This window comes from Helicobacter sp. NHP19-003, from assembly GCF_019703305.1.
In the GTDB taxonomy this organism is placed as follows: Bacteria; Campylobacterota; Campylobacteria; order Campylobacterales; family Helicobacteraceae; genus Helicobacter; species Helicobacter gastrocanis.
Genome location: NZ_AP024814.1, coordinates 673963 through 696648 on the forward strand (window position 1 = coordinate 673963; position 22686 = coordinate 696648).

A 22686-nucleotide genomic window follows, 5' to 3' on the forward strand; every position below is an offset into this window, starting at 1 on the left:
TGCAACAGCAATTTTACACTTTTTTACACGGAGTGTTTTTTAAGATGAGGTGTAGTAGAATGGGGCTTTTCATTGGTTTTTGTGCTTTCGTTAAGAATTACACCTAATATTAAGGAGTTGTTATGGGCAATACAGAAGAATTAGCGGCAGACACCATAACCGGCATTGGGCGCATGAGAGAGCTTAGCATGTCTTTTTTAGTGACCCCCACGATGGTGAATTTTAACAATGTCATGCACGGGGGAGAGTTGCTGAATTTGCTAGACAAGGTCGCCTATGTGTGTTCTTCGCGTTATTGTGGATGTGGCACCGTAACCTTGAGTGTGGATCGGGTCTTGTTTAAACACCCCATCCACATCGGCACGCTTGTCACTTGTTATGCGAGCGTGAATTATGTGGGGACTAAAAGTTGTGAAGTGGGGATCAAGGTCATTTGTGAAGACTTTAAAAACCAAACCGCTGTGCACACCAATAGCTGTTACTTCACGATGGTGGCGGTTAAAGACGGCAAAACCGTGGCCATGCCCTCTTTTGTCCCCCAAACCGACAAAGAGAAAGAACGCTACGAGAGGGCGATTCGGCGCAAAGAAGCTTTAAAGCACACCCAAAAGAGCGCGCTTAAAAGCGGTTGTTAGTGCACGACCCGCTCTTTCAGTTGTTTGGCGAGCAAAAAGGCTAGTTCCAGCGCTTGGGTGGCATTCAAGCGGGGGTCGCACTGCGTGTAGTAGTGCTGACTTAAATTGTCCTCACGCACCGCTCCGCCCACACACTCGGTAACATTCTGTCCCGTCATCTCTAAATGAATCCCCCCCACGCAGCTGTTTAAGTCCTTGTGTATCTTAAAAAAGTCCAGCACTTCTTGCAAAATGTGCGTGAAAGAGCGGGTTTTTACGCCATCTGCGGTTTTAATGGTGTTGCCATGCATGGGGTCGCACACCCACACGACATTTTTTTGCGCCTGCAACATGCCCTTTAAAAGCGGGGGAAAATTTTCTTTGAGCATGCTCGCTCCCATACGCACAATGAAGCTCAAACGCCCGGGTTCGTTTTGCGGATTGAGCGCATCGCATAAGCCCAGCATTTGTTCCAGAGTGGTTTTAGGTCCGATTTTCACGCCTATAGGGTTATGCACGCCCCTTAAAAATTCCACATGCGCTTGATCTAAATCCTTGGTGCGCTCGCCAATCCAGAGCATGTGTGCCGAGCAGGCAAACCACTCCCCACTGAGGCTATCCTGGCGCACTAAGGGCTCTTCATAGTTGAGCAGCAGGGCTTCGTGGCTGGTGTAAAAGTCGGTTTCTTGCAAGGCGGGTAGATTGGCCACGCCACAGGCTTGCATGAATTTAAGCGCGTGGGTGATTTGCATGGCCAGGGTGCTGTATTGTTGCCCCAGGGGGTTGTTTTTCACAAAGTCCAAGTTCCACCGATGCACCTCGGCCAAGTCGGCTAAACCGCCCTTAGCAAAGGCGCGCAATAAATTTAAGGTCGCTGCGCTTTGGTGGTAGGCTTGTAGCAATCTTTGCGGGTTAGGGGTGCGCTCTTTAGAGTCGAGCCCATTGACCATATCCCCCCGATAAATGGGCACTTTCTCCCCGTTAACCTCCTCAAAGTCCGCGCTTCTAGGTTTAGCAAACTGCCCGGCCACGCGCCCGACCTTAATCACAGGGCAACCCCCCCCAAAGGCTAAAACCACACTCATTTGCAAGAGCACTTTAAATAAATCACGGATGCCATCGGCGCTAAAACTGCTGAAACTCTCGGCACAATCGCCCCCCTGCAACAAGAACGCCCGCCCAAAGGCCGCTTCTCTCAGTGCGTTTTTGAGGCTACGCATTTCTTTAGCAAAGACCAGGGGTGGATAGCTTTTAAGCGTGGCCTCTGCCTCTTTTAAAGCCTTTAAATCGGGATAGGTGGGTTGTTGGCTGATGGGGCAAGCGCGCCAAGAGCTAGAAGACCAAGTTTGCATATCAAGCCTTATTTGAGTTGTTGTAGGGCGAGTTTGATGAGACTAGCCGCGTCTAAATTTTGTGGCAGGTTGCTACAAATCTTAATTGCCTCTGCGGCCTTAAAGCCCAAACTCTGCAAGCCTAAAATGGCTTGCTGCACCTCGCTAGTTTGGCTCATTTCAGCTTCGCTCGCGACAAAGCCGGCTAAATCGAGCATGATTTTACCCGCCATTTTCGCCCCCACGCCCGGCACTTTTTGCAGGGCTTTTAAGTCCTTGTTTTGGATACACGCACTAAAAGCGGGGGCATCATAGACGGATAAAATGGCCAAAGCGGCTTTGGGCCCCACACCATTGACCCTCAAAAGCCGCTCAAACAAGTCCTTTTCCGAGCGCTTTAAGAAGCCAAAGAGGGCGTGGCTGTCCTCTTTGATGATTAAAGTCGTGTGCAGGTGTGTGCGCGCGCCCACTTGCAGGTGCTGGCTGGTTTGCACGCCCACATGCACGCCGTAAACCACGCCCTGCACTTCTATTTCTACAAAAGTGGGGCTGGTGTGCGCCACCACACCCTTTAAACCCACCAGCATTAGAAATTGGTGATGTGCTGGTAACGGCTGACTTTACGCACTTCACCGCTTTGTTCATCTAGGATATAATCTGCCGTTTCGCCCTTTTCAGTGATGAGGCTCTTAGAGCCCTTAGTGTAGGCGCGGGCGTAAATCACAGTGTTAAAAGCTGTCCAGGGTCCATTGGTGTGTACTTGCACTTGTTTCATGCTCGATTCAATGCTGATCAAGCGTTCTAAAAATTGGCGGTTCAAATCTTGAATGCGGGAGATGTACATATGCAAGATTTTCACCCGTTTCAAACAATCCATGAAATCGTAGTAAATCCGCTTGATCGCCTCCTGTCCAATGAGAGTCTTGCGGGTGGTGATGTCGGCGTTGCGGATTTTGTCGATTGTAGGCTGGTTTTTCTGCACAAAAATGTTGAGCTTTTGGTATTGCGCCATCACCCTTTGGGCTTTGTCTTTATAAATATTCATCGCCTGTTTGGTTTGCTCTAGGATTTCTTTATTTTTAGGGGCAGCAAAGGCAGAGAAACAAAATTTGTTTTCGCTTCCATCGATGGTGTCAAAGTCGCATTTGGAGGAAAAATAAAAGGCGTTGTTGGATTTGACTTGTTTTAGCTTGATGTCTTCGGCATAAATTTGACTCCCGCTGCTCGCCTCCACTTCGCAACTCTCTGCAAAGATCGTCCCCCGATCCACATATTTGCATTGGACTTTTTTGCCCTTACACAGCCCTTTGTTGTTGGTGATGAGCACTTCCTCAGCCTCTGCACTGCTCTCGGTGTGTAATTGCCCCTCAATGATGATCTTTTGCGCCACCAATTTGACATTCTTGCCCACATTGCCCTTGACATAAATTTCTTTGGCCTCGATGCGCAAATTTGTTTCAATGGCGTTGTCTATTTCGTTTTTAGAGCTAATGTATAAAGTGAGCCCATTTTCCACACCCCCTAAAAACATGGGCATGTTGGTGTTTTTCATCTCCACATATTGGTTTTTGGTAAAACTCTTTAAGGCGTTGTTGATGAAAGCAACATATTGGGCGGTTTTAGACAGATAGACGATCCTAGCTGCATCTTCCTTGACATCAAACGCCTCCGCGCTGTACTCCAGCTCAAAAGGCACATCCTCTAAATCTTGCACTTCGCACATTTGCCCTTTTAAATCCCGTCCCGCTGTGCCTTTAATGGGCTTGATGTACTCCAAAACGACATCGCCCTTGCCCGCTCCATAAATGGCGTTCACAGGGGCCTCCTCGCCATTTTTCAATTCCCAAGACTTTTTGAGCGCAAAGGTAAAAACCCCGGGCTGGTTAGGGGTGTAGCGGGATTTTTTAATGCAAATGCGTTCGGGCAGTTCTTCCTCGGTGGAGTAACGCACCAATTCTTGTTTAAACAAAGTGTGCTGGGCTTGCATTTGGCGCAAAATGATTTTTTTATACGCCATGCGCGCCTCCACAAAGTCGCACAACTCTCCAAAGAGCCATTCGTCATTGACAATCATAAAGGGGGTCTCACACACCAAATACAGTTGATCAAAATCGGGCGACATTTCTACATCAATGAAGTATCTAAAAAGCTGCTTTTTAATGCAAATATCGTAGCGTTGAATCACTTCTAAAGCAGGGTTTGCCCAAAAAGCATCGTTGTCTATTTGCTTTAAATCCTCGCCTTCTAAGACCTTGAACTCCCCGTGCGGTTCGGATCTTGTGAGGGTGTGTACTTTGATGAGATCAAACCACAAGTCGTGCACTTCAATCCCATAATTTTGGGCGATTTTTTCCAACTCGGTGCGGATATCGCCACAATTCTCCACGATTTTTGAATAAAACTCAGCCACCAACAACCCCTTTCTTAACCATCACGATAAAATCCAAAGACGACAAGCAAAAACTGATCTCTTAAAAATCTTGTGCACATAACCCCGCCATTATAGTGTACTTCTCTTTTAAAATATAGATTGATTTAGATTCATCCTCCAACTCTATTTCAATTTTCAAGTTTTGACAATTTAGGTTGTGTTGTCGGTGCGCTTTATTTGCTAGCTCAACGCAAATTCCCCCCCTATTAAGCCTTCAACAAGATGTTTTGCAAACCACTTAAACATTTTCCAGCTCCTCTAAAACATGTTTAATGGATTTCCTAAGGGGGGTTTTTTGGGCTATGAGAAGATTCTCCAAATGGGCTTGAATCTGTGTGGTTTTATAGGGGGTTTTAGTTTTTAAAAGCGCCCTTCTTTGCGCCTCTTCTAGGGCAAGCAAGGAGACAAAAAAGCTTTTTGAATCAGAATCGAGAGGGGTGTTGGATGCTGGCTGTGTTTCAGAGGACATGCCCACACACTTAAGGGCAAAAATAGCACAGCAAGGCCAAATGACAACCCACAAGAATACAGACAAACCTAGAACACCATATGCCATATCCTCACTGATATAGCCTCTAACTATTCGGTCGAGAAATACCAAAGCAAATAAAATGATAAGTGGGGAAACCAAATTTCCAAAAAAAAGAGACAAGACTCCTAGACCGGAACGCTCTTGTTTAAAAAATATGCCAAAGGGAAAGAAGATAGAGGGGAAAGCACCCTTGGGCAATTCATTAAAATTTTTATATTCTCGACTTGTGATGACCCCAACGATGCTGACCACCCAGCCCACCAAACCGTGTTGGGCAAAAAAGATAAAAATGGTTAAAAGATACCGCCCCCTCAAAGCAAACAATGCCCACGGGGAAAAAATCAAAGCCAAGACCTTCATGTATCTTCCTTACACAAGACAATTTTTTATCTTATGCTTTTTTCTCATAGAAAAAACTTAAAATATCTCAACATACATGTTTCGATGTTAGCTCTTTGATAAGACAGACAAGAGGTTTGCTTGTTCTGTTAAAAATCAGGGCTTTGCCCAAACTTTAATATACCATTCTGTTTTTTATTTCTCATTTTGGTTTTATTGTCCATTGTTGATCATTTTTTCAACACCATATAAACATAATAGCCCACACCGCCGACCAACACCCCGATGAGAAAAATCAAGAGGACACTATCGAGCAATCCCATGCCAATCCTTTAGATTTTTGACTAAAAGCCATGACACTCAAAGAAAGAGCAAGAGGTGCGCCTAGCTGACGAGCTTGCCCCCCTCCAAGTGGTAAATACAATCCGCCATTTCTAAGCTATTTGGGTTGTGGGAGATGATGATGATCAGGCGGTTTTCTTTGAGACTGTAAATGGTTTGTTTAATGTTTTCCTCTGTGTCGCGATCTAGGGCCGAGGTGGCTTCATCAAAGATCAACACGCTCGCCTCTTTGTATAGTGCCCGTGCGATGGAAATTCGCTGGCGTTGCCCTCCGCTCAAATTCGCCCCAAATTCCTCTAAGGTCGCCTCAATGCCACCTAAGTCCCTCACAAACTCCAAAGCCTGCGCCTGTTCTAGGCATTGTTGCACCCTGTGCGCGTCAATCTCTAAGCCGTAGGCGACATTCTCGGCCACCGAGCCACTGAAAATAAAGACCTTTTGTGTAACAATGCCTATTTGTGCCCTTAAGCTCTTTTGTTGCAAGTCTTGTAGGGGGGTGTTGTTGATGAGAATTTGCCCGCTTGAAGGCTCGTATAGGCGTAAAATGAGATTAACCAAAGAGCTTTTCCCGCTCCCGCTCTTGCCCTCAAAGGCGACTATTTGGTTGGCTTGTAGGTTTAGGCTAATGTCTTGCAAGGCTAGGGAGGAGTTGTCGCGATAGGAAAGGCCCACATGATCAAAAGCAATTTCTTTAATGGGTTGCTCTAAAGTCTGTGCACCATCGCGAATGGCGGGTGTGCGCTCTAAAATCTCGTAAGTGCGCTCGCCGGCGACTAGGGCTTCTTGGAAGTTGGAGGCGATTCGCACAAGGCGTTTGATGGGGGTGTAGAGCATGAAAAGGGCAGTGATGAAAGAGAAAAACGCCCCTACGCTGATATGCCCCTTAATCACCTCCAAACCGCCTAGATAAATCACTAAGGCGATGGCGATGGAGCCTAAAAATTCCATTAAGGGGCTGGAGATTTCGGCGTATTTAATGCTTTTTAGGCTCAAGTTAAAAAAGGCCTGGTTTTCTTTTTGAAAGGCTTGTAGCTCTAGGCTCTCTCCATTGGAGGTTTTAATCACCTCCACGCTGTGGAAAATCTCAGACAATCTGGCGGTCATGCGGGCGTTGGTTTCTTGGTTGGCTTTGGAAAGTTTTTTGACTTTTTTGATGATTTTACTTAAAGGGATCGCCGCTAGGGGCATGATGATGAGCCCCACAATGGAGAGTTTGGGGCTTTGGTAAATCACCACGCAAATGAGCCCGATGACGCTTAAGAGCTCCCGCACACTCTCGGCTAGGTAGTTGGACAAACTCGCCCGCACTAGGGCAATGTCGTTGGTGATCCGTGAGATCAACTCGCCCTTGTGGGTGCTGTTGAAAAAACCCATCTCCATACAAAGCATGGTTTCTAGCATTTTATGGCGTAGGTTTTTAATGATGTCTAAGCCGATAAAATTCGTAAAATAAGTTTGTATGTAAATCCCCCCACTTTTGCCCAAATACGCCACAATCACCAAAAAAGGCAAGACACTCAGCATGTGCGTGTCTTTTTTGATGAAAATGTCATCTAGGGTGGGCTTGACGAGGTAGGTCCCCCACGCCGTGCTTAGGGCAACCACAATGGAGGCTAAAACAATCCACACAAATGAGCCAACATGCCCCTTTAAAAAGGGGGCAAAGCGCCTAAAAAAGAGCCTCAAGCTAGGGTATAGCCCGCGTCTAAAATCGCCTCTTTAATGTCCGCTAGCGTGGCCGGGGGGTTGAAAGTGATGGCCACTTCTTGTTTGTCTAAATGAACGCTGATGTGTTCCACGCCCTCCAATTCCCCGACAAACTTTTCCACCTTATCCACGCAATGCTGGCATGTCATGCCACTCACTTTCAGTACTTCTTGCATATTCATCCTTTGATTTTTTTATGTGTACCCCTCAAGCGCTGGGCATTAAACACCACGCTTAAACTGCTAAGACTCATCGCTAGGCTGGCTAGCATGGGATTTAGCATGAACGGAGCAGCCACGCCACAAGCTAGGGGGATCGCCAGCGCATTATAACAAAAAGCCCAAAACAGGTTTTGTTTAATGTTTCTGATCGTGTATTGGCTCAATTTTATGGCGTGCAAGGCGGCACTCGGGTGGTTGTGTAGGCTTAGCACATCGGCGACTTCTAAGCTAGCCCCACTGCCTAGCCCCATCACAAGCCCCACATCGCTTTTGGCTAGAGCCGGGGCATCGTTTAGCCCATCGCCCACCATCATCACCACCGCCCCGCTTTTTTGCAAGTCCTCTAAGGTCGCTAATTTGTCCGCCGGCTTAGCCTCTGCCTTGTAGTCTAAATTTAAGGCATGTGCCATTTTTGCCACGCTTGCCTTGCGATCCCCGCTCAAAAGCAAGGTTTTGAGCCCGCAAGCGTGCATGCCCTCTATCGCCTCTTTTGCCCCCTCTTTGAGTCGGTCCTCAAGCACAACAAGTCCTAAGATTTTAGCAGGTGTGCCAAAAAACACCCCGATCCCCTCAAACTCCCCTAAGTCATTGGGGGCATTAAAAAAGTCTAAGCTTCCGGCTAAATATTCTTGCCCTGCAATTTCCCCGCTTAAACCCAGCCCCGGGGTCGCCTTAATCCCCCTTGCCTCTAGCAAATGCACCCCTTGAGCTTTGGCATAAGCGACAATGCCCTTAGCGATCACATGCTCGCTTTGCGCTTCTAGGCTGGCACATAGGCTTAAAAGCTCTAGCACCTCCACACCTTGCGCAGTACGCACTTCTTTGACTACGGGTTTGCCCAGCGTGATGGTGCCCGTTTTATCCAGCAAAACATGGCTAATGTCCTTCGCCCTCTCTAAACTCTTGGCATCTTTAAAGAACAGCCCCAACAAGCCCGCCTCTTTTTGCGCCACTAACAAAGCCATCGGGGTGGCTAGCCCCAAAGCGCAAGGGCAAGAGATCACCAAAACGGCGATAAACACCTCCAAAGCCTCTTTAAAACCCCCCTTAAACACCCACACGATAAAGGCAAGGCTCGCTATGGCGATCACAATGGGGACAAACACCCCTGCCACTTTGTCTGCAAGCCTTGCAATGGGGGCTTTAGAGCCCTGCGCTTTGGCGATCAAATCTAGGATTTGTGCCAGCATGCTTTGGGCCTTGTTGTGGGTGGCTTGCATTAAAAAGGGCGTGTTCGTGTTGAGTGTGCCCGCAAACACTTGAGAGCCCTCTTTTTTCAACACAGGCACGCTCTCCCCGCTTAGCATCGACTCGTCTATCTCGCTCGCCCCCTCAATCAAAACGCCATCCACAGGGACATACGCCCCGGGCAACACCCTTAAAATGTCGCCTTTTTGTAGGCTCTCAATCGCCACCTCACGATCTTGCCCGTTTTCCACTTTTAGCGCACGGGTGTTGTGCTCTTGCATGAGATCTTGCATGGCTTGTAGGGCTTTATCTTTAGAACTTTGCTCGACCCTTTTGCCCCCCATCACAAAGAGCAAAATCACGCACACACTCTCAAAGTAATACCCCTCTATGCTTGTGTGGCTGTGCGCTCTAAAGAGCAAGACAAGGCTATAAACAAAGGCTGCACCCGTGCCAAGCGCGATTAGACTATCCATGTTGGGTTGCCGCGCCCACAATGCCTTAAAGCCGTGGATGTAGAAATTGCGCCCCATATGCATGGCAATGAGCGTCAAAATGAGTTGGGTGAGCCCGTTATTAAAGGGGTTTTTCAACAAGGTGGGCAGGGGCAAAAGGGGCGCAAACATAGACAGACACAGCACCCCAAGCGTGCAAAGCAGGGTGAAAAGCAGCTTTAAATTTGGGGTCAAAAAAGACGGCTCAAGTAAGTCTTTCAAGGGCTTTTTTTGGGCGGTGTAGCCGAGTTTGCCAATTTGCTTAAAAATGTCCTCTAGGCTTGCTTGGCTCTCATCATAGACCACAAAGGCTTTTTTGCTGAGTAAATCCACCCCCACCTCTTTGACATACGCCTTACGCCCCAAAGAGCGCTCAATCCCACTAGAGCACGCACTGCAAGTCATGCCCTCAATGTAGAATTGTGCCTTTGTCATTATGTCCTCCTATCATTTGTGTTTGAAGACAATCCTAGCCATGAGAAACACCCAACGAAGCAACCCGTAAAAGAGATAACAGAACATAAAAGAGCCCAGCACCTCCAAAGGGCGCACAAAGAGCAAGAGCAAGAATAACAAGAGCAAAATGAAAAGTTTTAAATTCCACTGCACTTTTTTAAAATTGGGGTAGCGGATATTGCTCACCATCAGCACTCCTAAAAACACAATGTAAGCTAAAAAGAACTTGCCCCAGCCCTCCCTCAAAACGCCGTATTTATTGTCGATCAACACCCCCAGCACCACCAGCACCGCCGCACTAGGGATGGGGATACCGATAAACGAATAAGGGTCTGTGGTTTGGGTCGTAACATTGAAACGGGCTAGGCGGATCGCCCCAAAAATCACAAACAAGGCACAAGCCGCCATCCCAAAACGCCCGTAAAAATGCCCCACATAAAAATAAGCGATGAGGCTTGGCGCAACCCCAAAGGCAACCACATCAGCCAGCGAGTCGAACTCTAGCCCAAACTTGCTCGTGGTGTTTGTCAGGCGTGCGATGCGTCCATCCAGCCCGTCTAAAACTAGGCTACCCACCACCATCCAGCACGCCACGATAAACTCCCCATGCGAAGCGTAAAGCATCGCCATCACGCCTAAAAAAATGCTGCTCGCCGTGAAAAGATTGGGGAAGAGGTAGAGTGGCTTCACTAGCTTGCGTGTTCCTCTAGGGGGACTAAACGACTCTCCAAATTGTGGCTTGTCTCATAATCGCTGATGATTTCACGCACCCTCTCGCCCGTGATCACCTCTTTTTCAAACAACTCGCCCACCATCACCTCAATCGCCTCTTTATAGTCGCTCAAAGTCTGCTTGACATGCGTGTAGCGCTCCTCCAGCAAGGTTTTAATGAAGAGATCCATTTGCTCGGCGGTTTTCTCGCTAAACTCTCGTGGGCTGCCAAAGCCCCCGCCTAAAAAGGAATTGCGTTGTTTTTCTAGCACCATCAGCCCACTTACATCGCTCATGCCATAGTAGCTCACCATGCCCTTGATGATGTCGGTTGCCCGCTCTAAATCGTTGCTCGCCCCCGTTGAAATCTCTTGCAAGAACACATCTTCAGCTGCCCGACCGCCTAAAAGCACATCAATTTCTGCGATCAACTCGTGTTTTTGCATCAAGTATTTATTCTCTTCGGGGGTGTTGAGCGTATAACCTAAAGCGGCCATGCCTCTTGGAATGATAGACACCTTATTCACCCGTGCCGAGCCCTTTGTCATCTCGGAGATCACGGCATGTCCGCTCTCATGGTAGGCGACAATCTTTTTCTCTTTGGGCGAAATACGCCGACTTTTTTTCTCTAAGCCGGCAATGCCTCGCTCCACCGCTTCTTTCAAATGCTGTTGCTTGACTTCTTTTTGGTTGTTGCGTCCGGCCAGCAGTGCCGCCTCGTTAATGATATTGGCTAAATCCGCCCCGGCTAATCCAGCGGTCAGCTTGGCAATCTCTTGCAAATCCACATCATTTGCCAGCTTGACGGGCTTGATATGCACCTTTAAAATCTCCACCCTGCCATTGAAGTCGGGTTTATCCACCAAAACCTGTCTGTCAAAACGCCCGGGGCGTAAAAGGGCGGGGTCTAAAATCTCGGGGCGGTTCGTGGCAGCAAGCACGATCACAGGGGCGTTCTCTGAGCCAAAGCCATCCATCTCGGCTAAAAGCTGGTTTAAAGTTTGCTCCCTTTCATCATTGCCGCTGATCATGCCCCCTGCTGCCCGGCTCTTGCCGATCGCATCGATCTCATCAATGAAAATGATGCTCGGGGCTTCTTTTTTGGCAATGTCAAAGAGATCGCGCACACGACTAGCCCCAAGCCCCACAAACATTTCAATGAAGCTGCTGCCCCCCATGGAGAAAAAAGGCACGCTCGCCTCCCCTGCCACCGCCTTAGCAAGTAAAGTCTTGCCTGTGCCGGGAGGCCCCACTAAGAGCACACCTTTGGGGATTTTCGCCCCTAATGAAGCATAACGATCGGGGTATTTTAAAAAATCCACAATCTCCACGACTTCCTCTTTGGCCTCTTCATTGCCCGCCATGTCGTTAAAGCGGACTTTGGGTTTCTCGGCGTTTATGAGCTTTTTAGAGCTGCCCATGCCAAAAATCCCCCCGCCCATGTTCTTTTGCATGCGGCTTGCCATGAACATCCATAAGCCCAAAATCACCAGCACGGGCAAGAGCCAGCCTAAAATCTCGGTGAAAAAATTAGACTCGCTAAAGCCCGAATAATTGATTTTTTGTGCATCCAATAGGGGGACTAAAGAGAGATCAGGCACCCTCTTAGCCACATAGATGGTTTTAGAGCCCCCCTCTTTGCTCGTGGCTTTGATCAAGGTCTGCCCGATGCTCACGCTGTCCACTTCTTTTTTCTCAATCAACTCTTTCATCTCGTGGTAACTGATATTTTTCGTGCTTGTGGATAAAAAGCGCTCCCCAAAGCCATCATCGCTGTTCATCACCCGCATCGCCACGATCGCCACAAGGATAAACACCACGATCAAGACTAGGGGGTTTTGTAAAATGGGCTTTTTGGGGCTGGGATCGCCCGGTCCTTTGTTGTGTTCCATACAATTCCTTACAATGTTTAACTTTTAGACAAATGCAAACACACCCACTCATTCTCTTGAGTGCGTTTCTTGAGGCTAAAGGCTTTGGAATACATCTTTAAAACACGCTCGGCGTGTTCATCTAAAATCCCCGATAGAAAAATTTCTGTGTGGGCGTGGCTTGCCTTTGAAACTTCTGGGTAAAGCCCGATGATCACGCTTGCCACGATATTCACCACGATCAAATCATAGCCCTCCCCAGCCACAGAGCCCAGCCAAAGTTTTTCATAAGTGGCGTTGTTTTTAGAAAAATTCTTCTCAGTTTCCTCAAGGGCCAAAGGGTCTATGTCGCATAAATGCACCCTCGCCCCTTTTTTGGCTAAAGCCAAGCCTAAAATCCCGCTCCCACAGCCCACATCTAGGGCAATTTTTCCGCTTACCTCAAGGGAGCTAAAAGCTTGTAAAAGTAGCCTTGTGCTTTCGTGATGTCCCGTGCCAAAGGCTAGGCTTGGATCAAGGCTTAAACAAATGGGGGCATTTAAGGGCTCTTTTGCCCAGCTAGGGTTAATGGCAAAATCCCCACACACGATGGGCGAAACGCCTGCCTTGTAAGCCTCGATCCAATCTTTGTTTTCGTGTTGTGCGCTGTGGTGGTAAAAACCGACCGCTTTGCCCATGCGCTTGGATAGGTCGGCGCAAAAACTTTGAAGAGCCTCTAAAAGGGGTTTAGGGTCGTGTTGCGAATAGACAATAAAGCCCTCTTTTGGCAAGGGCACATTTGCACCAAAGCACTCGTAGGGCAAGTTCGGGGCTACACTTTCCTCGATCGCCTCCTGTGTAAAGTCCAACAAAAAGGCACTGAAAAGATCGGGGTGATCTGTGGGTAAAATAATCGTTTTGAAATAGACTTCTTGCAAGAGCGCGCCTATTTAGTCATTTGTCCCCAGCACGACTTCTAATTTTTCCTTCAACACTTGCGGCGTGAAAGGCTTGACGATATAGTTATTCACCCCAGCCTTGAGGGCGGTGATGACTTCCGCCTTGCCCCCTTCTGTCGTGATCATAATGATAGGCAAATCTTTAAAACGCCCGTCTGAGCGCACCTTTTTCACCAAATCTAGCCCGTTCATTTCGGGCATGTTCCAATCAGTGATCAAAACCCCCGTGGTGTCGTTGGCGTCTAATTTGCCCCACGCCTCCACGCCATGCTCGGCCTCCATAATGTCCTCATAACCCAAGCGTTGCAAGGTGTTTCTAATGATTCTTCTCATGGTCGAACTATCATCCACAATTAAAATCTTCAATCTCGCTCCTTATTTTAGCGCACAGCCAAGAATCAATGCGCCATTTTAGCATATTTATTTAACCTCTAGCTTTAAAGCCCCATAGCAAACGCCCAAACAGACAAGGGGAAAAATTTCACCAAAAGCTCCATCTCTTTGTCTTCAAAAACTTTGGGTTTAAAAGGTGAATCACCCACCCGCTAAAGACGGGTGGGCTTCTTGCTTCAACGATCCATAACTAGCAGTATCCAGTATGTAGCCATACTTGGTTACAGCCCCGTTAGCGGAATCTCCACAAGCGTAACTTCGGGTAATCCCTACCCTAGTTTTATCTACCTTGATAGCGTGTCGCTCATCTAGCATTCCCAAAGCATAGTTTCTGATATTGATGCTAGCGTTTAGGTCTCTGTGGTGGTATGTTTGACAACAAGGGCAGATAAAATTTCTAATAGGCAGTGGCTTTTTACCTGTGTTGCTCCCACAGGTCGAGCAGATTTGAGAGCTAGGGAAGTATTGGTCAATTTTGATAAGGGTTTTACCCTTCCAACCAGCCTTATATTCTAATAGACTAATGAGCCTAGACCAGCTGGCATTGGCAATGCTCTTAGCTAGTTTGTGGTTTTTGACCAAATTCCTAACTTTCAAGGTTTCTACTGCTATCAAATCGTATTGATTGGTTATCTCATTACTGATTTTATGTAGGTAGTCCTCTCTGCTATTCCTGATAGAAGCGTGGATTTGTGCCACTTTCTTGGCTTGTTTTTTTCTATTACTAGAACCTTTTAGTTTCTTAGACAATCTCCTTTGCGCTTTAGTGAGTTTGGTTTGTAGATTCTGGAAAAACTTTTTATAGGGATAGAGCACGCCACTACTGGCTATCACTAAAGACTCTAAACCCATATCTAAACCCACAGCTTTTTTGATAGTTGTGGGTTTAGGTTCAGGCTCATTATCCTCATAGCTTATAGAGAGATAGTATTTATCTGCTACGCAAGAGATAAACCCCTGTTTGACGATAGAGTTTGTAGGCAAATGCCTATGAAACTTGGCTTTAATAGCTTCTTTGAATTTGGGTAGCTTGACTTGGTTGTTGCCTAAATCCATCTCTAAGTGTTGCGGGACACAGAAAGACTGCTTCATATCTTTTTAGATTTGAATCTAGGATAATCTGCCAGCTTAGAGAAAAACCTATCAAAGGCTGTTGTCAGCTGTCTTAGTGCCATTTGCAAGCTTTGAGAGTTGCATTCACTTAGGTAAGCGTAAGCCTCTTGTTTTTTGAGAGTAGTGAGCGCCTTTTGCATGCTAAAGTAATTTTCTCTAATGCCTTGTGCGTATTGCTTTTGGCGGTATGCTAAAAAGTAGTTATAGACCACCCTAGCACAGCCAAAGTGCTTGTGTATCAAGGTTTTTTGCTCTATGGTGGGATAAATTCTAAACTTTATTGCTTTAAGCAATTTCTTACGCCTTAACTTTACATCATTATAACATAATTTTATAAAATATTTTTGAGGTAGAGCTATGAAAGAAAACCATTACAAACTCAAAGGCTATTTGTCCACAAACAGGAGCAAACATAATCTAAAAGCCCATTTGATTTTAGTGTGTAAATACAGAAAAAAAGTTGCTCGTAGGAGATGTGGCTATTTTTATAAAGTCTGTGCTTGAAGAGATAGAGGAAAGTTCAGATTTTATCATCATAGCAATGGAGACAGATAAAGATCATCTACACCTGATGATTCAATATATCCCTAGGGTGTCTATCAGTTCCATTATCTTGCGGATCAAGCAGATGACTACTTATAGAGTTTGGAGAGAACCAAGATTTATCCCGTTCTTACGCAAGCATTTTTGGAAAGAACAAAAATTTTGGACAGATGGATTTTTTGCCTGTTCCATAGGAGAAGCTAACCCAGAAACCATCAAAAGATACATAGAAAATCAAGGGTAGGGGGCATTCATCCCACCCGCTAAAGACGAGTGGGATTTCTGCCGGAGAGTCTTAAAGTTTGGATTTCTTGGGTTTCTTGGTGGGGATACACCAACCACACACTCACCTTTTTGGTGGGCGCACAAGTGGCGTATTTGCTCGCATACGCCCACATTTGGTAAAGGTCGGCATGTGTGATGTCTTGTTGCGTGTGGATTGTCTTCCATTTGGTGTCTACGATGGTGATTGTGCTCCCTTGCCTTAGCACGATGTCTGGGCGCATAGGGAAACAACTTTGGGAGTTCTTATTTTTTGCTAAAAATTTCCTTTGTTCTTGCAAGCACACCCGCGCGTTTTCATTTTCCAAACTTCTTTTAAGCCAAAACCCCACAAAGGACTCAAAAAGTCTTTCCATAGGGAATAGCAACGCATAGGCATGGCTTGCCCCGCTATAAGGAGTCAGAGATTTTTTACGCAAGAACAGATCACACCATGCCAAAAGATTTTCATACTCTTTAAAACGGCTGGCATGCGCGCTCTTGGCGAAATCCGCCTCTAGATTTTGGCTAGGACACACCTCATCAAAGACAAAGGATGTAGAGTTTAACGCCTCTTGGCTTTTGGGGCTTAGGGCTAGGGTTTTGAAAAGCGTTAGCGTGGCTTTAATGAGCCGATTGGGTGCAACATTTAGACTGTACTCATCGCTACTTGTATAAAAGCGTTCTTTGTGAATCATGTTGGCTTTGAGGTGGTTAGCAAACTCCAACTTGCCCTTAAGAAAGGGGCGATTTTCTGAGACGCTCAAATAATCCCGCTTCAATCCCCGTTTGATAAGCTGGGTGCATTCCTCTAAAAACATCTGAATAAAAACATCTAGCAGGGGCAAATGTGCGCTACTGAGCTGAGAAAATTGGCTCTGTTTAAAGGGCGCGTCTTTAAGAGTAACTAGGCAATTATACAAAACTTGTTTAGCATGGCAGAGGGAGCAATCGGGCTTTTGTGGGGGTTCTAAGTTGGTCTGTGGCCTGATAAACTCTTTTACCTGATCTTGAAATTTTGCGCGATCGAGTCTAGGGATTTTCATTTTGCAGTCGCAATGCTTCTTGAAATCCTCTCTTTTTAAATCCCGCCCGCAAATCTTGGGCAGTATCTCAATGCAAAAGCCCTGAACTTGGATCAAGCCCACATAATTTTGGGTTTTGAGGGTGTGCTTATTTTTAAACCTCAAAAAGGCGTGGTTGCCCTCTTGGTGGGCGAAGTCTAAAAGGGCCTCCCATATTTTGGGGGTTTTCTCCTTTTTCTCCCCTAGACGCTCCTCGATGTCCGCTTGGTTGAACTCTTGGTGTTCGGCTAAATACAGCGTGGGCGTGGTTTTCATGGATTGGAGGTTTGTTTTGTCGTTTCGTTGCTCTGTGCTTGGCTAGAATCTTTATAAATCCTTATAAATGTTTCAATACCCCATGCGCTCGCCTCTGTGATTTGGTAAATCTTTTTGTCGGTGTCTATAAAATCTCCCAAAAGTTTTTGCAATGCGCCCTCCATCGGCTTGTCTTTTAACATGCCATTTTTATTCAACACCGCATGGATTTTGGCGTGGTCGTCATAAAAATACTCTTGCAAAAGGGGGATGATTTTATCCTTAAAACACGCTTGCAAGCCCTCTAAGCCATCTAGCCCCAAATGGTGTGGTTCTGATCGAGCAAAAACTCAATACGGGCATTCATCGCCTCTAAGAGTTTCTGTAAATCAATGTCTGTCTCTTCGCCCCCATCTTTAATGTGGTACCCCTTAAGAAGTTCAGGTCTAGGCAACATCTCTACAAAGCTAAACCTACGGCGCAAAGCGGTGTCTAATAGGGCAATGGAGCGATCGGCGGTGTTCATGGTGCCTAGAATGTAGAGATTATCCGGCACGCCAAAAGACTCTTGGCTGTAAGGCAAAGTAACTTTTAATGCCTCCTCTTGCCCTACGCGTTTGCTCGCCTCAATCAAAGTGATCAACTCGCCAAAAATCTTAGAGATATTACCCCGGTTGATCTCATCGATGATGAGAACATAGGGGAGTTTTTCGGGGTTTTGTGGGGACTCTTCTAACACATTAAAAGGTGGTTTGGTTAAATTTTGCGCCTTAAGATATGCAGCTTCAAATGCGGTGAGTTTTTTAAGGAGGGCGTAGTGGTAGGAAGTGTTGTGGACATCTAAGTTTTTGGGTTTTGTAATCCTCTCTAGCTTGTCTTGTTGGTACAAGTCCTTTAGAGTGTCCTCATAGACAAACACCGGCTGTCTTTCTTGGTTATAAATTGTTTCAAATTTAAGCCCCTTATCTGTTTTGCTCCATGTGAGTTCTTTTTGATCGCCTTGATAGAGCGAGATACAGCATTTTCCCGCCATCTTGCGCTCTTGCTCTAAAGAATCGATAAAAGCTTTTAGCAAGGCGTGCCAATAATCTAAATCAATTTGTGCTTTTTTCTTAGGGCTTGGTTGTTGCGAAGATTCTTGAGCCCTTTGGCACATTTGCTTAAAAATCCCATTTTTGATGGGGTAGGTAACTTGTCCAGTTTTTTCATCTATCTCAGGCCTAATCCCCTCCACAAACTCCTCATAGCCATAGCTTTGGTGGAAGGTGACAAACCCAATGCGCCCCTTTTGTTTGTAGTGGTCAAAAAGGGCTTTGGCATAAATGCGCCTGTGTTTTTCCTCCACATCTTGCCCTTGCCCGATATTCTCGGATAAAGCGGGGCGGATTTCAAGTTTTAAGGTTTCAACTTCAAGTTGGATACGCTTATAATCTAAATTGTCCTCGTTGTTGTTTTGCGCACCCTCTTTGGCAAAACCTAAAATCTTTAAGGCTTCATTGATCGTGTTGTGGGTTTTGCCCGTGCCCGGGGGTCCAAAGAGGATTTGGTTTAGGGGGATTTTAGTAGCCATAGCTTCTCCTTTATGGTTTTCTTGGGGGGTGTGTGGATTGTTGTTGAGTATAAAATCCTTTTGGGGGATTGCATTGAATTCATTGACACAGTATAAAAAGTAGTCAGTAATATTTTGCATAAAAATTTCCAAGCTATTATAAGTGTCAATGTAGCGGTGTGCCTTTATCTTATACCTTTCTTCATTAAAAAAAAGTCTTTTATATGCTGGGCACTTTTTGCAATTTTCAAAATTCTCCTTTATCCACCAATCCAAACCTATACAACAAACAAACCCTTTTGTAGGGACACCTTCCACCTTGCCATGCCAATTGTAGCCAATCCAAATGTCAAAGCCCCGGTGATGGTTGGCTGTGGCGGTGTTAATCAACCCCTCTTTTAAAATGTCTTCGCGAAAAAAGGCAATCCCCGCATACCCCTCTTTTCCAAAGTTTCGACCACCCATGTGGATGTAAGACTGATACCCCCACTCTTTTGCAAACTCATTGAGCTTGTTTGAAAGTTCCTTCCGCTTGTCTTTTAGGGGGGGCTTGGAGTTTCTGCGCCCCCCTTGCGCCTCCCACTCTTGCACCGATTCATCCACCAACTCCACAAACTCTTGCAACAGCTTTAAAAATGTCTGTCTTTGCTCTGCGCTCCACTCCACTTTTTCCACACCATTTCCTTTAAAATCCTCTAGGGGGATCGCATTAAATGTTTCTGCCAAGTTTAAAAAATCATCCGCGATTTTATGGATCGTGTCTAAATGGCGGTTTTCATATCCAAGTGGCCGATCGTTGCCAAACAATTTTTGATACGCGGCGCACTTTTGGCATTCTTCTAAACCCTCATCGGCACGCCCGATATAAAGGTCAAAAAGCTTGGGTTGCTCCTTGCGTAAATAGGCAAACCAAATATAAAAGCCTTTTTGGGGGGTTATCTTTTGAGGATCGCTAAACCACTCGTTTAAAGTATCTTGTCTAAAAAAGGCGATCGCCGGTGTGTTAGCTAAATTGCCAAACCCCACGCTCACCACACACACATACCCCCACGCCTCTAAAAAGGCATTGAACTTGTTTTGCAGAGCGTGGCATGCACTTTGGGGGGCTTTGGGGGCTGGGCTCTCTTGCCTTTCTTCCCACTCTTGCACCGATTTATCCACCAAGTCTATAAACTCTTGCAACAGCCCTAAAAACGCCTGTCTTTGCTCCACGCTCCACTCTAGCTTTGCCACGAGATCACACCTCTTTATGGCTTAAAACCTGTGCGCTCACTTGATTGCCGATTGTGCTTTGCACAAATAAAGTGAGTTTGTCGCCACTAAAATTATTGGGGTTAAAATCTTGCTGTTCTGTAGAAACATAGTACCCATCTAAATCCACCCAGGCTAAACAGCTGACAGAATACATCCCCATGATCTCACGCCTAAAGACCTGTGCGCTGACATAGCCACCCTTTTTAAGACGTTGCAAGATCAAAGTGTATTCCTCATTGCCAAGCGTGAAGGTTTGGCTGTCTTGATCGGTGTCTCCATTGACTAGGTCTAAATCCACTCTTGCCAAACAGTGCATGCCAACTCCTTAAAGAATAAGCCAAATTCTGCTACATCCACTCAATGATCTGCGACACATCTTTGGCTTCGTAGCAGGCAATGGGGGTTTTGAGATTGGGTTTTTTAGGCACAATCGCTTTTAAAAAGCCGTAATTCTCCATTTCCTTCAAACGGACATTTAAATTCGGCACTTCTTGCACTGAGCCAGTCAGCCCCACCTCCCCGATGAAGGCGGTTTTATTGCTGATCGGGCGGTTTCTAAAACTCGAGAGGATGCTGGCGATCACGGCTAAATCTGCACTCGTTTCGCTGATTTTAATCCCCCCAGATACATTGATGAACACATCGTAGCGGTTTAGGGGGATTTCTAGCTTTTTTTCTAGCAAGGCTAAGAGCATGTGCAAGCGGTTTGTGTCAAAACTCGTGGCTAATCTCTTAGGATTGGCTAAAGAGCTTTCACACACTAGGGCTTGGATTTCTAAAATCAGTGCCCTTGAGCCCTCCAGCACCACACTTAAGGCACTGCCGGCTAGGCTTTGCTTTTGGGAGAAAAAGAGTTTAGAAGCCTCTTTAGCACTGATTAAGCCCTCTTGGTGCATTTCAAAAATCCCCACCTCGCTGGTTGCCCCAAAGCGGTTTTTAAAACTGCGTAAAATGCGTAATTCTCGACTAGGATCGCCCTCAAAGTAAAGCACGGAATCGACCATGTGCTCGAGCACCCTAGGGCCGGCGATCGAACCCTCTTTGGTGATGTGCCCGATGATGAAAATGGCGATCTGCTCTTGCTTGGCTAGGCGCATCAGATCAAAGGTGATCTCTCTTACTTGAGAGATCGAGCCGGGGGCAGAGCTTACCGCACTTGAATATAGAGTTTGTATCGAGTCGATCACACACACGGCGTAATCTTGCCCGAGCAAATGCGCCTTGATCGTGTCTAGGTCAATTTCATTGAGTAAATACAACTTCTCTTGCACGCATTGCAATCTGTCTGCTCTTAGCCGGATTTGCCCTGCACTCTCCTCCCCGCTCACATACAGCACACTTAAGCCAGCCCCAGCTAGCCCCCCGCCATTTTTAATAAAAGTGTGCTTTTACCCACGCCAGGAGCCCCCGATCAAATACAACCCCCGGGCACAATCCCCCTAGCACAATGTCTAATTCCTTTTGGGTGGAGCTAAAGGTGCTGACACTCTCTTGCTCGACCTTAGCGATAGAGATTGCTGAAAGTTTGGAGGTGTTTTTGAGGGGCTTTAGGCTCTCTAGCTCTTTTTGGCTCACCTCAACAAAACTTTCCCACTGGTTGCAATTATTGCACTTGCCCAGCCACTTGGGGCTGACAAATCCGCAATGCTGGCACTCAAAGACTCTAGACTTTTTCGCCATCTTTAAAGATCGCATCTAAAAGGCTTTTGACATACTCCATCTCATCAAAAGCGATCAAGTCGTTTTCCTTCTCCCCCACGCCTAGATACAAAATGGGCAGTTGCAATTCGTAGAGAATGCTCAAAATGCACCCCCCCTTGCTCGTGCCATCTAGTTTCGTGACAATCACCCCGTCTAGCTCCAAGCTTTCGTGGAAGATTTTGGCTTGCTCTAAGGCGGAGCTGCCCTGAGTGCCATCGAGTATTAGGATTTTATAGTAGGGGGCGTTGTTTAATGCCTTGCTGCACACCCGAGAGATTTTTAAAAGCTCGTTTTTGAGGTTGGTTTGGTTATGTAGTCTGCCAGCGGTGTCGATGATGATTTGATCTGCCCCTCTGGCGATCCCCGCCTCAATGGTGTTGTAAGCTAAAGCACTCGGGTCGCTGTTTTGCCCTGCACTGATGACTTCTAATTGCAACTTCTCCCCCCAAAGTTGGAGTTGTTTCACGGCTGCGGCTCTAAAAGTGTCGCCCGCTCCTAATAAGACTTTTTGCTTGTTTAAGAGATGCTTTTTGGCGAGTTTGGCGATGGTGGTGGTCTTGCCAGCCCCATTGACCCCCAAGATTAAAGAAACTAAGGGTTTGGTGTCTAGGGGTTTTAGACGCACTTGGTCGTAGTAGCTTTCTTTGCGTAAAAAACGCATCAGGGCGACTTCTAAATGGTTGCGTTTGATTTGCTCGGGCAGGTGTTCTAAAAGTTTTTCCACGAGGTCAAATTGCACATCAAAGCCGATCAAGATTTCCTCTAGTGCCTCTTTGCTAAAGGTGGCGTCTTTGGACTTTAAAAGCGAGGCTACATTTTGGATCGTTTTTTTAAAGAAGTTAAACATTATTTTTTCTCTGCATCGATTAAATCTTGTAAATCTTTGGCGAGCATTTCCTCCAAAATCACACCCCGGTAATTTTGGACCAACTGCCCTTGTTGGTTGTAAAGTAAAAAATAGGGCAAAGACCATGAAGTGCTTTTAAACGCCACAGCAAAGCGGGCTTTATCCATGGGGTTAAAGAGCATGAAATGGGGCTTATGGGCTTTGGCGTAGGTGTCTAGTTGTTCTTGAGAGTAAGCCTTGTCTAACAAGGCTAAAAAGCGCACGCTTTTAAACTCAGCTTGTAAATGGTTAAAAAGTGCAACATATGTGGCGTTCTTGGGGCTTAAATCCAAGACCATGATTAAAGTGGGCATGGGGGTTTTGTCCAAAACCTCTAAAACCCCATTCACGCTTTTTAATTGCAATTCTTGGTGGTTTTGGTCCAAAAAGTGCCAAATGGAGGGGGTGCTCTCCTTAGGTTTTTCTTGACTCTTAGAATCAGAACACCCCAACAAGACCAACAACACGACCACACATGCCAAAAAACGCATG

At 46.3% G+C, this 22686-nt stretch carries 18 protein-coding genes and 3 pseudogenes; 2 read left to right on the top strand and 19 right to left on the bottom strand.

The features are described 5' to 3' along the window. The first annotated feature begins 122 nt into the window (after nucleotides 1-122). On the top strand, nucleotides 123-635 hold the full coding sequence (locus tag K6J72_RS03560) for an acyl-CoA thioesterase (RefSeq protein WP_221280759.1): 513 nt from the start codon (nucleotides 123-125) through the stop codon (nucleotides 633-635). Here K6J72_RS03560 and K6J72_RS03565 read toward each other — a convergent pair. The 12 genes and pseudogenes from K6J72_RS03565 to K6J72_RS03620 form a co-directional block, all read right to left on the bottom strand. Next, a complete protein-coding gene (locus K6J72_RS03565; protein WP_221280760.1) occupies nucleotides 632-1966 on the bottom strand; it encodes a class II 3-deoxy-7-phosphoheptulonate synthase in 1335 nt (444 codons plus the stop codon). The genes K6J72_RS03560 and K6J72_RS03565 overlap by 4 nt on opposite strands. Nucleotides 1967-1974: 8 nt before the next feature. Next, nucleotides 1975-2532 (bottom strand): Holliday junction branch migration protein RuvA, encoded by a 558-nt coding sequence (gene ruvA / locus K6J72_RS03570; protein ID WP_221280761.1) that lies wholly within the window; start codon nucleotides 2530-2532, stop codon nucleotides 1975-1977. Next, complete coding sequence (locus tag K6J72_RS03575) at nucleotides 2532-4355, bottom strand: DUF342 domain-containing protein (protein WP_260320671.1); 1824 nt, start codon at nucleotides 4353-4355, stop codon at nucleotides 2532-2534. The genes ruvA and K6J72_RS03575 overlap by 1 nt, the downstream gene beginning before the upstream one ends. 259 nt (nucleotides 4356-4614) lie before the next feature. Further along, complete coding sequence (locus tag K6J72_RS03580; protein WP_221280764.1) at nucleotides 4615-5268, bottom strand: hypothetical protein; 654 nt, start codon at nucleotides 5266-5268, stop codon at nucleotides 4615-4617. Nucleotides 5269-5631: 363 nt separating this feature from the next. Then, the gene (locus K6J72_RS03585) at nucleotides 5632-7275 is read right to left on the bottom strand and encodes an ABC transporter ATP-binding protein (protein ID WP_221280765.1); all 1644 of its coding nucleotides are present in this window, start codon (nucleotides 7273-7275) and stop codon (nucleotides 5632-5634) included. Beyond that, a complete protein-coding gene (copP, locus tag K6J72_RS03590; protein ID WP_221280767.1) occupies nucleotides 7272-7472 on the bottom strand; it encodes a copper-binding metallochaperone CopP in 201 nt (66 codons plus the stop codon). Before copP ends, K6J72_RS03585 begins: the two co-directional genes overlap by 4 nt. 2 nt (nucleotides 7473-7474) lie before the next feature. Beyond that, nucleotides 7475-9634, bottom strand: a complete 2160-nt coding sequence (locus tag K6J72_RS03595) for a heavy metal translocating P-type ATPase (protein WP_221280769.1) — start codon at nucleotides 9632-9634, stop codon at nucleotides 7475-7477. A gap of 12 nt (nucleotides 9635-9646) precedes the next feature. Then, nucleotides 9647-10285 (bottom strand): CDP-diacylglycerol--serine O-phosphatidyltransferase, encoded by a 639-nt coding sequence (pssA, locus tag K6J72_RS03600; RefSeq protein WP_260320694.1) that lies wholly within the window; start codon nucleotides 10283-10285, stop codon nucleotides 9647-9649. A 59-nt stretch (nucleotides 10286-10344) separates the two neighbouring features. Further along, nucleotides 10345-12258, bottom strand: a complete 1914-nt coding sequence (ftsH, locus tag K6J72_RS03605; protein ID WP_221280773.1) for an ATP-dependent zinc metalloprotease FtsH — start codon at nucleotides 12256-12258, stop codon at nucleotides 10345-10347. Between the two features lie 17 nt (nucleotides 12259-12275). Further along, complete coding sequence (prmA, locus tag K6J72_RS03610; protein ID WP_221280776.1) at nucleotides 12276-13154, bottom strand: 50S ribosomal protein L11 methyltransferase; 879 nt, start codon at nucleotides 13152-13154, stop codon at nucleotides 12276-12278. Between the two features lie 12 nt (nucleotides 13155-13166). After that, nucleotides 13167-13541, bottom strand: a complete 375-nt coding sequence (locus K6J72_RS03615; RefSeq protein WP_221280779.1) for a chemotaxis response regulator CheY — start codon at nucleotides 13539-13541, stop codon at nucleotides 13167-13169. Nucleotides 13542-13709: 168 nt separating this feature from the next. Next, a pseudogene (locus tag K6J72_RS03620) lies at nucleotides 13710-14974 on the bottom strand (RNA-guided endonuclease InsQ/TnpB family protein). A 64-nt stretch (nucleotides 14975-15038) separates the two neighbouring features. On the opposite strand from K6J72_RS03620, the pseudogene tnpA reads away from it, so the two are divergent. Beyond that, nucleotides 15039-15468: pseudogene (gene tnpA / locus K6J72_RS03625) on the top strand (IS200/IS605 family transposase). A 19-nt stretch (nucleotides 15469-15487) separates the two neighbouring features. Here tnpA and K6J72_RS03630 read toward each other — a convergent pair. From K6J72_RS03630 to K6J72_RS03655, 7 genes and pseudogenes are all read right to left on the bottom strand, one after another. After that, nucleotides 15488-16825: an McrC family protein gene (locus K6J72_RS03630; protein ID WP_221280781.1), complete on the bottom strand. Its 1338-nt coding sequence runs from the start codon at nucleotides 16823-16825 to the stop codon at nucleotides 15488-15490. Next, on the bottom strand, nucleotides 16822-17127 hold the full coding sequence (locus K6J72_RS08330) for a hypothetical protein (RefSeq protein ID WP_260320673.1): 306 nt from the start codon (nucleotides 17125-17127) through the stop codon (nucleotides 16822-16824). Before K6J72_RS08330 ends, K6J72_RS03630 begins: the two co-directional genes overlap by 4 nt. Further along, entirely contained in the window at nucleotides 17118-19586 is a 2469-nt protein-coding gene (locus K6J72_RS08335) for an McrB family protein (protein WP_260320674.1), read from the bottom strand. The genes K6J72_RS08330 and K6J72_RS08335 overlap by 10 nt, the downstream gene beginning before the upstream one ends. A 4-nt stretch (nucleotides 19587-19590) precedes the next feature. Next, complete coding sequence (locus K6J72_RS03640; RefSeq protein WP_221280783.1) at nucleotides 19591-19923, bottom strand: hypothetical protein; 333 nt, start codon at nucleotides 19921-19923, stop codon at nucleotides 19591-19593. A gap of 31 nt (nucleotides 19924-19954) precedes the next feature. After that, nucleotides 19955-21287 (bottom strand): annotated as a pseudogene (radA, locus tag K6J72_RS03645) (DNA repair protein RadA). Further along, nucleotides 21271-22155, bottom strand: a complete 885-nt coding sequence (gene ftsY / locus K6J72_RS03650) for a signal recognition particle-docking protein FtsY (protein ID WP_221280785.1) — start codon at nucleotides 22153-22155, stop codon at nucleotides 21271-21273. The pseudogene radA and the gene ftsY overlap by 17 nt, the downstream one beginning before the upstream one ends. Then, the gene (locus K6J72_RS03655; protein ID WP_260320675.1) at nucleotides 22155-22685 is read right to left on the bottom strand and encodes a hypothetical protein; all 531 of its coding nucleotides are present in this window, start codon (nucleotides 22683-22685) and stop codon (nucleotides 22155-22157) included. The genes ftsY and K6J72_RS03655 overlap by 1 nt, the downstream gene beginning before the upstream one ends. Nucleotide 22686: the final 1 nt, after the last annotated feature.